Genomic DNA, 14,224 nt, shown 5'->3' on the forward strand with positions numbered 1-14,224 from the left:
CTATCCCGCATGGCCGTCCGTCAGCGCACCGAGACGAAGCTCCTCGACGCCGCCGACGAGCTCCTCTTCACCCACGGCGTCGCGGCGACCCCGGTCGACGCGATCCTGGCGCGCGCGGGCGTGTCACCGGCGACGCTGTACCGCGCCTACGGCAGCAAGGACGGGCTCGTCGCCGCGGCCCTGGACCGGCGGCACCGCGCCTGGCTGGCCGTCTGGGACGACGCCGTGGCGCGCGCCCGCGACGACCGCGGCCGCCTGCTGGCGGTCCTCGACGCCCTCGACGCCTTCCGGGTGCGACCCGACGGCGCCCGCTGGTGCGCCTTCCTCGGTACGGCGGCCGAGTACGCCGACCCGGTCCCGGCGTTGGCCGCGGCGCTCCGGCAGGAGACCGACGCCCTGCGCGACCGGCTCACCGAGCTCGCCGTCCCCGTCGTGGGGGACCGGGCGGCGATGCTCGCCGAGGAGCTGATGCTCGTCGTCACCGGCGAGCTCGGGATGCGGCTGCGCGGGGGCTCGCCCGCCGGCGTGGCCCGGGCGGTGGCGACCGCGCTGGTCGACCGCCCGCCCGGGACGCCCTGAGTCAGCGCAGCGCGGCCGCCTCGCGAGCGAGCGCCTCGATCGCGGCCCAGTCACCGCGGTCGACGAGGGCGGCGGGGGTGAGCCAGGAGCCGCCGACGCAGCCGACGTTCGGCAGCGCGAGGTACGACGGCGCGGTGGCGGCCGTGATGCCGCCGGTCGGGCAGAACCGGGCGGCGGGCACCGGCGAGGCGATCGACGCCAGGTAGGCGGCTCCGCCGGAGGCCTCGGCCGGGAAGAACTTCATCTCGGTGACACCCGTCTCGAGGACCGCGAGCGCCTCGGAGACCGTGCTGGTGCCGGGCAGGAACGGCAGCCCGGTGCCGGCCATCGCGGCGAGCAGCGTCGGCGTCGCTCCGGGGGAGACGAGGAAGCGGGCGCCGGCGTCGGCGGCCTCCTTCGCCTGGCCCGGCGTGACGATGGTGCCGGCGCCGACGAGGATCTCGGGCACCTCGGCGGCGATGGCGGCGATCGCGTCGAGCGCGACCGGCGTCCGCAGGGTCAGCTCGATCGCCGGCAGGCCGCCCGCCACGAGGGCGCGGGCGATCGGGACGGCGTCCTCGACGCGCTGCACGACGACGACCGGCATCACCGGGACGACGTCGAGCACGGAGGTCGGGACGGGCTGCGACTCAGGCGTGCTGGACAACGGGCACCTCGGCGGGGTCGGTGGAGGGGGCGTGGTGGAGGGGGAAGACGCTGGCGCCGGCGTCGGCCGGGCCGACGGTGGCACGGAACGCGGCGAACAGCTCGCGGCCGGTGCCGGACGCGTCGGCGTCCGTCGCCGGGCGGAGCGCCGGCTCGCGGTGCCGCAGGTCGACGCCGACCAGGTCGAGGACGCCGGCCTCCGCGTCGACGGTGATCACGTCGCCGTCGCGGACCCGCGACAGCGGGCCGCCGAGGGCCGCCTCCGGCGTCACGTGGATCGCGGCCGGCACCTTGCCGGACGCCCCCGACATCCGGCCGTCGGTGACGATCGCGACGCGCTGCCCGCGGTCCTGCAGGACGCCGAGCGCGGGCGTGAGCTTGTGCAGCTCGGGCATCCCGTTGGCCGCGGGGCCCTGGTAGCGGATGACGGCGACGAGGTCGCGGCCGTCGAGCCGGCCCTCACCGAAGGCGACGAGGAAGTCGTCCTGGTCGTCGAAGACCAGGGCCGGTGCGGTGACCAGGCGGTGCTCGGGCTTGACGGCCGAGGTCTTGACGACCGCGGTGCCGAGCGGTCCGCGCAGGACCTTGAGACCGCCGTCCGGGCCGAACGGCGCGCTCGCCGGCCGGAGCACGTCGAGGTCGAGGCTCTGCTCGGGCCCCTCGCGCCAGGTCAGGACGTCGCCGTCCAGCACCGGCTCCTGCGTGTAACGGTGCAGGCCGCGGCCCATCACGGTGAGCACGTCGTCGTGCACCAGGCCGGCCTCGAGCAGGGTGCGGACGAGGAAGCCGATGCCACCGGCGGCGTGGAAGTGGTTCACGTCGGCGGAGCCGTTGGGGTAGATCCGGCACAGCGACGGCACGACCGCCGACAGGTCGGAGAGGTCGTCCCAGGTGACCTGGACGCCGGCGGCACGGGCCATGGCGACCAGGTGCATCGTGTGGTTGGTCGAGCCGCCGCTCGCGAGGAGCGCGACGCAGGCGTTGACGACGGCCTTCTCGTCGACGACCTCGCCCACCGGGATCGCCTCGCCGCCGCGCTGGGCCGCACCCTGGTGGGTGATGGCGACGGCCCGCTCGGCGGCCGCGCGGGTCAGCGCCTCGCGCAGCGGGGTGCCGGGGTTCACGAACGACGAGCCGGGCAGGTGCAGGCCCAGCACCTCCATGAGCAGCTGGTTGGAGTTCGCCGTGCCGTAGAACGTGCAGGTGCCCCGGGAGTGGTAGGAGGCCGCCTCGGCCTCGAGCAGCTCCTCGCGGCCGACCTTGCCCTCGGCGTGCAGCTGGCGCACGCGCGCCTTCTCGCCGTTGGGGAGGCCGGAGGCCATCGGCCCGGCCGGCACGAAGACCGTCGGGAGGTGACCGAACGCCAGCGCGCCGATCAGCAGGCCGGGCACGATCTTGTCGCACACGCCGAGCATCAGGGTGCCGTCGAACATGTCGTGCGACAGCGCGATCGCCGCCGACATCGCGATCACGTCGCGGCTGAAGAGGGAGAGCTGCATGCCGGCGCGGCCCTGGGTGATGCCGTCGCACATGGCCGGGACGCCGCCCGCGACCTGCGCGAGGCCGCCGGCCCGGATCGCCGCCCGCTTGAGGACCGGCGGGTAGTCGACGTAGGGCTGGTGCGCGGAGAGCATGTCGTTGTAGCTCGTCACGATCGCCAGGTTGGGCTTGACCCGGCCACGCAGCGCGACCTTCTCCGACGGCTCGGACGCGGCGAAGCCGTGCGCGAGGTTGGCGCAGCCGAGCTGGCCGCGGGCCGGGCCGGTCGAGGCGGCGGCCCGGACCTGCGCGAGGTACGCCGCGCGGGTGCCGGCACTGCGCTCGACGAGGCGCGCGGTGACGTCGGCGACGACGGGGTGCATCTGCTGGGCGGTGTGGCTCATTCCGGAAGCTCCTGCCAGGTCCGGCCGTCCCGCTCGAGGAGCGTGGTGGCGGCGATCGGCCCGCTGGTGCCGGCCGGGTAGCGCTTGGGGCGGTCGGCGGTGACCGCCCAGCGCTGGAGGATCGGCTCGACCCAGGTCCAGGCGGCCTCGACCTCGTCGCGGCGCATGAACAGGGTCGGGTTGCCGCGGACGACGTCCATCAGCAGGCGCTCGTAGGCGTCGGGCATCCGGGCGTCGAAGGCGGTGGCGTAGCTCAGGTCGAGCGACACCGGCCGCAGCCGGATGCCGCCCGGGCCGGGCTCCTTGGCCGTCATGTGCAGCTGCATGCCCTCGTCGGGCTGCACCTGGATGTGCAGCCGGTTGGCGGTCTGCACGCCCTCGTGGTGCGGGAACATCGAGTGCGGCGGCTCCTTGAAGACCACCACGATCTCCGAGAGCTTGCGGTCGAGCCGCTTGCCGGTGCGCAGGTAGAACGGGACGCCGGCCCAGCGCCAGTTCTGCACCTCGGTGCGGATGGCGACGAAGGTCTCCGCCGCGCTGCCCGGGCGGCCGAGGTCCTCGGTGTACGACGGCACCGCGACGCCGTCGACGAGACCCTGCCCGTAGCGGCCGCGCACGGTGTCGCGGTCGACGTCGGCGGGCGTCATCGGCTTGAGCGCTTGGAGCACCTTGAGCTTCTCGTCGCGGACGGTCTCGCGACCGACGTACGTCGGCGGCTCCATCGCGACCAGGCAGAGCAGCTGGAGCAGGTGGTTCTGCACCATGTCGCGCAGGGCGCCGGACGTGTCGTAGTAGTCGCCGCGCTCACCGACGCCGAGCGTCTCGGCGACGGTGATCTGCACGTGGTCGACCCAGTGGGAGTTCCAGAGCGGCTCGAGGAAGGTGTTGGCGAAGCGGGTGACGAGGAGGTTCTGCACGCTCTCCTTGCCGAGGTAGTGGTCGATGCGGAAGATCTGCGCCTCGTCGAAGACCTCGCCGACCGCGTCGTTGATGGCCCGGGCCGAGGCGATGTCGCGGCCGATGGGCTTCTCGAGCACGACGCGGGCGGTCGGGTCGACGACGCCGATCTCGTCGAGGCGGTGGCAGATCGGGCCGAAGAGGGCCGGGGCGACGGCGAGGTAGAACACGCGGACGGCGTCGGGGTCGCCGACCTTGAGGTGGGCGTGGAGCAGGTGCCAGCCCTCGGGGTCGGCGCCGTCGAGGGTCAGGTGGCTGATCCGGTCGAGGAGGCGGGTGGCGACGACGACGTCGAGGTCGGCGCCGATGTGCTCGCGCAGCGCCTGGGCGACCTCGGCGCGGTAGCCGTCGTCGTCGAGCTCGGAGCGGGAGACGCCGATGATCCGGGAGCTGGGCTGCAGCTGGTTCTCGGCCTCGCGGCGGTAGAGGGCGGGCACGAGCTTGCGCAGCGCCAGGTCACCGGTGGCGCCGATGACGGTGAAGTCGCAGGCCGGCATCGCGTCGGGGAGTCCGAAGGCGGGTTGGGTCACTCGTCCACGGTAGGTCCGATGTCTGCACTCCGCAAACGAACTTAGGTTCTCTTAAGACAAAAGTCAGGAAGCGTTGCCTAGGATGAAGGCGTGACTACCGCCGGTGACATGCTCCAGCTGGTCCGCCAGGGGCGGGCGAGCAGCCGCTCCGACCTCGTCCGGCTCACCGGGCTCTCGCGCACGGCCGTGACCGCGCGGCTCGCGGCGCTCGAGGACCTGGGACTGGTCCTGGCCGGGGACGAGCTCGCCTCGACCGGCGGCCGCCCCGCGGGAGGGATCGGTCTCGACGCCCGCGCCGGCGTCGTCCTGGCCGCCGCGATCGGCCGTTCGCGCTCCCAGCTCGCGCTCTTCGACCTCGCCGGCCACGAGCTGCGCTCGTCCTCGGTCGAGCACGAGGTCGGGGCGCCGCCGGACGTCGTCATGCCCGACGTCGCCACCCAGCTGACCGACCTCCTCGCCGACCTCCCGGGCGGGCGTTCCGGGCGGCCGCAGGTGCTCGGCACCGGCATCAGCCTGCCCGGCACCGTCGACCCGGTGCTCGGTGTCAGCATCGACTCGCCGGCGATGACCGGCTGGGACCGCGTCGACCTCGGGGCGTTCCTCGCGGGCGTCGAGCCCGGCCCGACGTTCGTGGCGAACGACGCCGACGTGCTGGCCCGCTCCGAGCGGCTCGGGCACGCCGCGACCTATCGCGACCTCCTCGTCGTCAAGGCCTCGACCGGCCTCGGGCTGGGCATCCTCTCCGAGGGCCGGGTGGTGCCGGGCCACCTCGGCGCCGCCGGCGAGATCGGCCACACGAAGGTGCACGCCGCCGAGGGCCGGCCGTGCCGGTGCGGCGACGTCGGGTGCCTCGAGACGATCGCGGGCGGCTGGGCGCTGGTCGCCGAGCTGCAGGCGCAGGGGCACCGGATCGGGCACGTGCGCGACGTCGTCGCCCGGGCCGTCGGGGGCGACGCCGAGGCCAAGCACCACCTCCGTGAGGCCGGTCGCAGCCTCGGCGAGGTGCTGGCGGTCGCCATCAACCTGCTGAACCCGCACGCCGTGGTCATCGGCGGCGACATGGCCGCCGCCTTCGAGGTGTACGCCGCCGGCGTCCGGGAGAGCGTCTACGCCCGCGCCTCGGCGCTGGCCACCCGCGACCTGCAGTTCCTGTCGTCGACGTTCGGGGACCGGGCCGGGCTCGTCGGCTGCGCGGCCATGGTGCTCGACCAGGTGCTCAGCCCGGCCGCCGTCGACAGCCGGATCCTCGAGCGCGAGGCCACCGCCTCCCGGTGACGGTGCCCCGCGGTGGACGCCGGGCCACGGGCGTGCTCTGCTGGGCCGCGTGACGAGGCGGCTGGAGGTCGACTACCTCGTCGTCGGTGCCGGGGCGACGGGCATGGCGTTCACCGACGCCCTGATCGACCACGCCGACGTCCGGGTCGCGATCCTCGACCGGCGGGCCGGGGTCGGTGGGCACTGGCGGGCGGCGTACCCCTTCGTTCGCCTGCACCAGGCCTCGACGTTCTACGGCGTCGCCTCGACGGTGCTCGGCGGCGCAGTCCAGCAGGAGGGGCCGGAGGCCGGGCTGCACGAGCGCGCCGGCCGCGACGCGATCTGCGCCTACTACGACCGGGTGCTGGCGGAGCGCCTGCTCGCCTCGGGCCGGGTGGAGCTCTTCAGCGGCTGCGAGTACCGCGGTGACCGGACCTTCACCTCGCTCGAGACCGGGGACCGGTTCGAGGTGCCGCCGCGCTGCCGCGTCGTCGACGCGCGCTACCTCGCGCCCGACATCCCCGCCGAGTCGCCGCGCCGGTTCGCCGTGGGCGACGACGTCCGCGTGGTCCCGGTCAACGACCTCGTCCCCGCCTCGGAGGCCGAGCCGCCGAGCCAGTACGTCGTCGTGGGGTCGGGCAAGACGGCCACCGACGCCTGCATCCGGCTCCTGGCCGCCGGGACCGATCCCGACCGGATCTGCTGGGTCCGTCCCCGCGACCCCTGGATGCTCAACCGGGCCGTGGTCCAGCCCGATCCCACCGTCTACCTCGCGATGGTCGCCGACCTCCTGCGGGCGGCGGGGGAGGCGACGTCCCTCCCCGGGCTGTTCCACGCCCTCGAGGACGCCGGCATCATGCTGCGCCTCGACCCGTCGGTCGAGCCGACCATGGCCAAGGCGCCGACCCTCGGCCTCTGGGAGCTGGAGCAGCTCCGGACCGTCGAGCACGTCGTCCGGCTCGGGCACCTCGACGCCGTCGGCCGCGGCCGGCTGGACCTGCGCGGGGGCACGGTCGCGGTCCGCCCGGACGCCCTGGTCGTCGACTGCGCCGCCGACGGCCTCAAGCGGCCGCCGCGGGTGCCCGTCTGGGGTCCCGGGACGATCACGCCGCAACCGGTCCGCGCCGGCTTCCCGTGCTTCGGGGCCGCGCTGGTCGGCTACGTGGAGGCGACCCGTGGCGACGACGGCGAGAAGAACCGGCTGTGCCCGCCGACGTCGTACGGCGACTCGCTCACCGACTGGGCCCAGATGAACGTCCTCGGGATGCGGAGCGCCGCGTCGTTCGGCGCCGAGCCGGACATCCGGACCTGGGCCGACTCGGTCGCGCTCAACCCGGCCCGCGTGCCACCGGAGCTGGCCGGGTCCGCCGAGGTCGCGGCCGTGCAGGAGCGGATCGAGGCCCACGCGCCGCGCGGTCTGGCACGCCTGGCCGCGCTGGCCGGCCTCACTCCCTGAACAGCTCGGCCTCGGCCTCGGCGGAGGAGATCTCGACACGGAGGTTCCACACGATGTCGTGACCGACCCCGAGCCGGGTCAGCGTCACCTGGACCTGCGGCAACAACCAGACCTGCCGGCGCAGCGCCTCGGCCTGCGCCCGGCGCCGCACCCGCAGCCAGATCACCGGAGCGCCCTGCCGGTCGGGCAGCCAGTGCGCCTCCTCCACGCCCCACGGGCCCAGCGACGCGACGATCGGCACCAGCGCGGCGTCGACCGCGCTGCGCCACGCCTCGTCGGCCATGGTCCCGAGGCTAGCGGGGCGGGCGGCACCCCGGCTCGCCCGACGGGCCGTGCCGTGACGGCCCGGTCGCGGGGAGACCCGTCCGGCCGCGGCAAGGACGGTCAAGGACGGGCACGGCGCGTGCCTGGATCTGACGAAGATGACAGCGACGTCAGGCTCGTTTACGGTCGAGCCAGGGCTCGGCGACGCCGATTCTCCCCGTGTCGAGACGACGCCGGGCCCAGGGACTCGCGTTCGGACCTGCCCGTGGGGGGAATGTCCGAGCGTGAGTTCCGCATGCTTCCAGCAGGTCCGGGTACGGCGGTGGTGACAGTGAGTGCCGGCGCCCCCGCGCCTGCGATCCCCCCACGCGGGCGGGGGCGCCGGCGCCGCTGCGGGGAACACGCGAGCAACGCTGCGTGGCCGGGCCCCCAACGGTGCCGGACGCCCCGTTTCGTGTCCGGTGCGGGCCGGCGCGTATCCCGCCGGGCGCGGGCAACTGCAGGCACCGACGTGCCTCGTCGTGACGGATGCGGAGTCCGCGGCCCCGGCGCCCTAGCGTTCTCCCAGGACCCGCGTCGCCGATGCCCCCATGTCGAGGCGACGCTGCGGTCCAGGAGCTCGCGTTCGGCCGTACCCGTGGGGGGAATGGCCGAACGCGAGTTCCGCATGTCCCGCCCCGACCTGGGTACGTCGAGGCCCGTCCCGGCCCGCCCGGAGCGGGACCGCGACCGACGCCCCGCGCTTGGGATCCCCCCACTCGAGCGCGGGGCGCTCGGTGGTCCCGCCCGAGGCCCGGCACGGAGCTCCCGGGTGCTGCCGGCGGCCGGGCGGGCGAACGTCGCGCGCCGACGTCGTGGATCACCCGTCGAGCACGAGCGCCTGCAACGAGCCTGCCTTGAAGCGGCGCACCTCCTGCGGCCAGCCGCATCCCTCGGCCACCCTGCCGGCCCACGTGCGGGCGGACTCGTCGTCGGGCACGTCCACGATGGTCAGCCCGCCGAGCCATTCCTTGGTCTCCGCGAAGGGCCCGTCGGTGACGATCACCTCGCCACTCGTCGCGTCCGCGCTCGCCGCCTCCTCGAGCTCCTCGACCAGTCCGCCGGCGTAGACCAGGACGCCCTGGTCCTGCATGTCCTTGACGACGGCCGTGGACGGTTCGACGCGGCCCTCGAACCACGCCTCGTCGTGGTCGCCGACCCACTGCTGGTTGAAGTAGATGAGGTAGTGAGGCATCGCTGCTCCCTTCGTCGGGCGGACCCGACGTCCGCGACTACCCACGCTACGAACGGCAGGCGGCCGATACGACACCTACGCGCGGGTGAGCTCGGCGTCACCCGCGGCGTGCGCCTCGTCTGCTCATGCTCCCGATCCCCGGGGGAGGAGCAACCGGCGCCCGGGTTGCCGGGGTGGCGGCGGTCGGGGACCGCCGGCCGGGAGGGCCGGGTCGGCCGGCCGGTGGACGGCGAGGACCCAGGTGCGGCAGGCACGGGTGCGGGCCCGCGGCCCTCGAGCGGACGGGGCCCGCGATCGGGCAACCCCCCAGTTAGGCCCGAGCGCGGGCCCATCGTGTCTTCGGAGCAGGTCGCCGTCCGGATTGGTCACGACGCCCGAGGAGCGCGGTCACCCGGACTGGCCACTCAGCTCAGGTCAGCACCCGGTGCTCCTTCAGGACCTCGGTCGCTCGGCCGCTGCGCGGTCCAGGCTCTGCATCCCGGCCGGCGGCGGCCCCCCACGGCCGGGGATCTGGGCGCCGTCGCCGACGTGCACGCTGGCGGTGAAGGCCAGCATCGTCTCCTCGGTCCAGCCCGTGTCGTCGGGGTACTGGAGGCGCACCGCCCCGTGGGGCTCGCCCGCCACCGTCCAGGTGGAGATCGTCGTGTAGCCGGAGTCGCCGGTGATCCAGAACCTCCGCCCGTCCAGGTCGACCGGTCGCCCGCCGGGCGGGCGGGCCTCGAACATGATCACCAGCTTGCCCTCGAAGTCGTCGCGGTGGTCGGAGACCGAGCCGTCCTCGGGCGCGATCGTCACGCCGAAGGCGTTCTGGCCCTGGACCGACCAGCCCTGCGGCGTCAGGTCGAAGGTGTACGGCGTCGCGTCGAACTTCGCGGCGACCAGCTGCACGCCGCCCTGGGCGTCCGGAGCGCCCGGTGCGTCCGATGCCCCCGGTGAGGACGTGTCGCTGCTGTCGGCCGAGGGCCCGGCCGGCGAGTCCTGCCCGGTGACGGCGACGGTCGCCCCGACCCCGACGACGGCCACCACCGCCAGGCTGGAGAGCCCGACGCGGACCCGCTGACGGCTGCGGGCGGTGCGCGCCGTGCGGGCCCGGGCCAGGTCGTCGGCCGGGTCGGGCGCGGATCGTCCGGTCGAGGCCGCGAGGCCCAGGGCTCGCTTCAGGTCGTGCTCGGTCATGGGGTGTCCTCCAGGATCAGGTGGTGTTCGGTGGTGCCGAGGTAGGCCCTGAGATGAGTGAGGGCACGGGCGTTCTGGGACTTCACGGTGCCGGTGCTGCAGTCGAGGATGCGGGCGGTCTCGGCGACGTCGAGGTCGAGCCAGTGCCGCAGCACGACGACCGCGCGCTGCCGCGGGCCGAGCGACGACAGTGCCGCCAGCATCACCTCCCTCAGCTCGAGGTCGGTGCCGGCGGACACCGGATCGCTCGGCAGTGCCTCGGCGGGCTCCGCCATGGTGGACTCGCGTCGTCGGTGTGCTCGCCGCGCCTCGTCGATGAAGACGTGGGTGAGGCTCCTCCGTGCGTAGGCCAGCGGGCTGTCGGCGCGGCGTACCCGTGACCACGCCAGGTAGAGCTTGGTCAGCGTCGTCTGCACCAGGTCCTCGGCGTGGGCCTCCTCGCCGGCACACAGCAGTGCGGCCGTCCGCATCAGGTCCCGCCGATGGGCGTGGGTGAAGTCCACGAACTCGGCCGATCGGTCGTCGTCTCTCACGTTGTCTCCTCTCACCCACCTGACCGGTGCGGGCACCGGTTCGGTTGCACGCCGCCGGCGGACGGCTGTCGCTGTCGAGAGCGGGAGCAGTCGACCGACGACACGATGACGCCGTGTGGAGCGCAACGCGATGAGACGGAGCCGGCCACGTGCGTGCAGGCGACGATCTCACCACCGGCTGCGGCGGTCCGGGCACGACAGGACTCCTGCGTCGCCGTGGACGCCAACCTGGGACCGAGTCTGCAGCGGGGTGGAGCCTGCGACTCGACCAGGCGGCCCCGCATCCGACGGGGGGGAGGTCGGACACGGGGCGCCGGGTCGCGGATCGGGATCCCCCTACGACTGGAAAGACCGTCCGATGTCGTGTTCAGCGACGCCCTGAACGTAGGTGTCCCTCGGTGCTGCAGGACAGGGTCGTTGGTCCCGGGTGCGGTGCGCCGGAGGTCATCTCCTCGCCTCCGCGGCGCGACTCCCCGGGGGACCGACACCACCTTCCTGACGGGCTGCGCGGGGGTGCTGCGACCAGGCGCGCCCGACGGACGCCCCGCCGTGGGACGAGCTCCTTGACGGCGGGACGAACGGACGTCACCCTGACGATCAGGGCCGAGTGGCACCGGCGCTCGGACCCGCCCACTGCGAAGGCTGCATCAACGCATCGCGCCTTCGAGAGGGAGCTCCCCGTGAAATCAGTGCCACCTCCGCCCACGGACGACCCGACGCGCCAGGCCGCCGCAGAGGCCGTAGCCGTGATCCAGGCGGCGGTCGTCGTCGAGACGGCTGTGGCAGCCGCGCAGGTCCTCATCGACGGCACAGCCACCCAGGCGCGTCTCGAGCGGGCGAGGTTCGCTGCTGCCGCCGCTGACCTCGCGGCAGACCAGGCTGCCCAGGATGCGCTGGCGACGCGTTACCGGAGCGAAGCAGCGGCGACGCAGGTACGGCAGGCTGCTGAGCAAGCCGCCGTGGTCGCGAGACAGGGTGAGGCCGACCCGATCTCCTACGGATCGACCATGCGTGCACTGAAGATCGCCCAAGCCGTGCATGCGACAGCGACCGCAGTCGCGGAGGAGGACGCCGCGCTCGCCGCCGTCGTCGCCGGCGCCGTCGTGCACCGAGCCGAGATGCTGGCCGCTCTCGAGCTGTCGACCGATCACGCCCTCGACCTCCAGCGAGCGGCAACGGCCTCGGCCGTTCGGGTCGTCGCCATGGAGGCGGCGGCCGCGCTCGCCGGTCTACGAGCGTCCTGATCCGCCCGACCGTCGCGTGATCGGCGCCCCGACGCTGGAGGCCGCCCGTGTCGCAGCGCAGAGGTCGATCCCGGAGCGCTGGACCCTGCTGAGCGTCGAGGTTGCCGACGGCTCCTGAGTCGGCGCCCGATCACCGCCGACACCGTTTCCAAGATGTGGATCAGCCGTGACCACGACGTTCTGTTCGGTGGCGTCTACTCGACAGGTGACAATTGGGTGGCAGTCTCCTCCGGCCGACGCGGTCGAGTGGATGGACATGGACGTAGCGATGGTCCCGTTCCTTCTCGACATCTCCGGCCCCGTCGGCCCGAGCAACGCCTAGAGGCTCACACCCTGGTCGCCAGGCCCCGCTGGGCCGTCGGCGTCACCAGGATGAGCCTCTCTCGAGCAGCCGGCTCCCCACGGGTCGAGCCGGCAGGCCAGCGCCTCGCGCTCGGGGGTCCCCCGCCTGAGCGCGAGGCGCCTGGTCACCGAGCACCACGGTGAAGGCCTGGGCCGCGGCGTGGCTCGACATCAAGCAGCGCACGCTTTCGCCGCGCGGCTACAACGCCGCCGCCTCGCCGGTGCGGAGTTGGATCATGGCGACCATCGGGCGCCGCCGCAACGTCACCGCCACGCAGCTCAACGAGGCCGGTGTCGAGCCGGTCCTCATCCAGTCGATGCTCGGGCACGCCACCGCGGCGCAGTCGGGGGAGTATCGACGCATCCACCGGGCCCCGAAGCTCGAGGCGGTCGAGAAGGCGACGGCGGTGCTGCCGTTTGACGCCGTAGCATCCCGGCCGGGAACCTCCCGGACATTGACTTCGCCCATGCAGGCCGCGCCTAGCTGGGAGTGGTGCCGGTGCTCGTCGCAGTTGTTGGCCTCGCTCGTGGACCGGGAGCTGCTCGTTCTCGGCGGGTGCCCCGAGACGACGACCAGAAACGCATCTGATCCCCGGATTCCAGCGTCCCGCGTATCGTCCGGCCCGTGGAAAATGACCTGATCCGGCAGACCGCGCATGTCCTGCTCGACATGCTGTCGACGCAGCAGATCGAGGGCGACGCCGTGAAGGAGCGAGCCGCTCGGACCGCGGTGCTCCGTCTCAACGAGATCGGCGCGATCAGCCTGATCGTCGACGACGAGGCTGGAACCCGGGACCTCGACATCTCGGCGCTGCTGTATGGGTCCAGTGCCCTCACGTGGTCGTTGATGAAACTGCTCGAGCAGGACGGCAACTCGATCGACAACCAGATCATCGCCTTGCGCGATCACATGGACCGCAACTACCCATCTGCGCGCTAGGCCAGGGCGTCGACAAGCACCGTCGCCAACTGGTCGTGCAACCGCCCTCGCTCGTGCGGCGCCGGCGTCGGCAGCCGGACGTTCAGAGTGCCCTCGTCGACCCGGAGCTCGTCGGCCGCTGCCGCGTAGTCCGCCCGCGCCAGGCCGGGGCGCGGCCGATGCGCCGCGCAGACGCAGCAGCAGCCAGCCGACCTGGCGGTCGATCAACAGCTCTTCGCGCGCGCGGTGCGCTGACGTAGCCGGGCCGCGCAGGATGTGTCAGGCCCCGTGGGCGATCGTGCACCGCCTCTCGGCCTGGTCCATGCCCTCGGCGAGCAGCACGCTTCTCGGCGTACCGTGACTGACCGAGCGGGCCGGGCGGCAGGTCGCCTGTCCACTCGAACTTCCAGTCGGTGAGCCCGGCGAAGAACCGCCAGGGTGGTGGCCGCGGTCGTCACGGCACGCTCGGCCCCCAGCAGCGCTCGGCGCGGCTCCCCATGTGCATGTCGTGACCGTAAGCGCGGCCACCGACAGGCGAGCTGCTCGCCGGGGGCTAGGGCGTTGTCCGGGTTGGTCAGATCCATGACCTCGCCGCCAAGCGCGTCAGCGACATCGCGGACCTCGTCGAGCGGGCCAACGATCATCCAGAACGGCTGGCCCGCATCGTTCGGGCTGTAGGCGATCGACGACGGCTCACGCCCGTCCTTGAGGTCGAAGAACGCCAGCTCGCGTTGTCCGTCGATGTCATACGCCTGATCAACTGCATCCTCGAAGATCCGCGCCGCTATCAAGTAGTTCGTAAGGCCGCACCACAATTGGTCGGAAGCCCGGCTCGCGTTCGTCGGCTCGGCTGGGTCGGGACACACGGTGAGTCCTGCAGCCTTGGCCGCCTCGAGCAACTCAGCCGCCGACGTGAAGACCGGCGCCTCAGCCGTCGGCTCGTTGTCCGGGTTGTCGTCGACTGTGCGACATCCGGTGAGAACGAGAAGCGCGACCGCGGCCGTCAGTGCGACGTGCTTCATCAGGGCTCCACATCGGTCAGGTCGTCGGGTTCGGACTCAACTGCAGTGTCGGCGATGGCGCGGCGCTTCTGGCCTCGCGACCCGCGGGCGCCGCGCGCTGCCGCGGCCATTCCCTCATAGAGGCGGTCCTACAGGGCGATGCTTGGGTGCTCCTTCGCGACCATCTCGCGGACCTGGTCCTCGTCT

The 14,224-nt window shown here is 73.3% G+C and carries 14 protein-coding genes; 6 read left to right on the plus strand and 8 right to left on the minus strand.

What is annotated here, in order from left to right; translation table 11 throughout:
- The first annotated feature begins 9 nt into the window (after positions 1-9).
- Positions 10-579, plus strand: a complete 570-nt coding sequence (locus E4623_RS13585) for a TetR/AcrR family transcriptional regulator (protein WP_134767036.1) — start codon at positions 10-12, stop codon at positions 577-579.
- Position 580: 1 nt separating this feature from the next.
- Here E4623_RS13585 and eda read toward each other — a convergent pair whose 3' ends face one another.
- The 3 genes from eda to zwf are packed head-to-tail and all read right to left on the minus strand — an operon-like array spanning position 581 to position 4,594.
- Positions 581-1,225: a bifunctional 4-hydroxy-2-oxoglutarate aldolase/2-dehydro-3-deoxy-phosphogluconate aldolase gene (eda, locus tag E4623_RS13590; protein WP_245155065.1), complete on the minus strand. Its 645-nt coding sequence runs from the start codon at positions 1,223-1,225 to the stop codon at positions 581-583.
- The gene (gene edd / locus E4623_RS13595) at positions 1,209-3,086 is read right to left on the minus strand and encodes a phosphogluconate dehydratase (protein ID WP_348537294.1); all 1,878 of its coding nucleotides are present in this window, start codon (positions 3,084-3,086) and stop codon (positions 1,209-1,211) included. The genes eda and edd overlap by 17 nt, the downstream gene beginning before the upstream one ends.
- Positions 3,087-3,103: 17 nt before the next feature.
- Positions 3,104-4,594, minus strand: coding sequence for a glucose-6-phosphate dehydrogenase (zwf, locus tag E4623_RS13600; protein WP_245155066.1), 1,491 nt, complete (start codon positions 4,592-4,594; stop codon positions 3,104-3,106).
- 90 nt (positions 4,595-4,684) lie between these two features.
- On the opposite strand from zwf, the gene E4623_RS13605 reads away from it, so the two are divergent.
- The gene (locus E4623_RS13605; RefSeq protein WP_245155067.1) at positions 4,685-5,869 is read left to right on the plus strand and encodes an ROK family transcriptional regulator; all 1,185 of its coding nucleotides are present in this window, start codon (positions 4,685-4,687) and stop codon (positions 5,867-5,869) included.
- Between the two features lie 49 nt (positions 5,870-5,918).
- Entirely contained in the window at positions 5,919-7,304 is a 1,386-nt protein-coding gene (locus tag E4623_RS13610; protein WP_134767039.1) for an NAD(P)-binding protein, read from the plus strand.
- Here the strand turns inward: E4623_RS13610 and E4623_RS13615 are convergent.
- The 4 genes from E4623_RS13615 to E4623_RS13630 form a co-directional block, all read right to left on the minus strand.
- Positions 7,294-7,587: a hypothetical protein gene (locus tag E4623_RS13615; protein ID WP_134767040.1), complete on the minus strand. Its 294-nt coding sequence runs from the start codon at positions 7,585-7,587 to the stop codon at positions 7,294-7,296. The genes E4623_RS13610 and E4623_RS13615 overlap by 11 nt on opposite strands.
- A gap of 840 nt (positions 7,588-8,427) precedes the next feature.
- Positions 8,428-8,802: a YciI family protein gene (locus E4623_RS13620; protein ID WP_134767041.1), complete on the minus strand. Its 375-nt coding sequence runs from the start codon at positions 8,800-8,802 to the stop codon at positions 8,428-8,430.
- 432 nt (positions 8,803-9,234) lie between these two features.
- On the minus strand, positions 9,235-9,978 hold the full coding sequence (locus tag E4623_RS13625; protein WP_134767042.1) for a hypothetical protein: 744 nt from the start codon (positions 9,976-9,978) through the stop codon (positions 9,235-9,237).
- Complete coding sequence (locus E4623_RS13630) at positions 9,975-10,511, minus strand: SigE family RNA polymerase sigma factor (protein WP_134767043.1); 537 nt, start codon at positions 10,509-10,511, stop codon at positions 9,975-9,977. Before E4623_RS13630 ends, E4623_RS13625 begins: the two co-directional genes overlap by 4 nt.
- Positions 10,512-11,257: 746 nt before the next feature.
- On the opposite strand from E4623_RS13630, the gene E4623_RS13635 reads away from it, so the two are divergent.
- From E4623_RS13635 to E4623_RS13645, 3 genes are all read left to right on the plus strand, one after another.
- Entirely contained in the window at positions 11,258-11,755 is a 498-nt protein-coding gene (locus tag E4623_RS13635; protein WP_134767044.1) for a hypothetical protein, read from the plus strand.
- A 482-nt stretch (positions 11,756-12,237) separates the two neighbouring features.
- Entirely contained in the window at positions 12,238-12,738 is a 501-nt protein-coding gene (locus E4623_RS13640) for a hypothetical protein (protein ID WP_134767045.1), read from the plus strand.
- Entirely contained in the window at positions 12,723-13,037 is a 315-nt protein-coding gene (locus E4623_RS13645; protein ID WP_134767046.1) for a hypothetical protein, read from the plus strand. Before E4623_RS13640 ends, E4623_RS13645 begins: the two co-directional genes overlap by 16 nt.
- Before the next feature lie 203 nt (positions 13,038-13,240).
- Here the strand turns inward: E4623_RS13645 and E4623_RS13650 are convergent, their stop codons facing one another.
- Complete coding sequence (locus E4623_RS13650; protein ID WP_134767047.1) at positions 13,241-14,038, minus strand: hypothetical protein; 798 nt, start codon at positions 14,036-14,038, stop codon at positions 13,241-13,243.
- Between the last annotated feature and the right edge of the window lie 186 nt (positions 14,039-14,224).

It is taken from the genome of Nocardioides sp. 1609 (assembly GCF_004522105.1).
In the GTDB taxonomy this organism is placed as follows: Bacteria; Actinomycetota; Actinomycetes; order Propionibacteriales; family Nocardioidaceae; genus Nocardioides.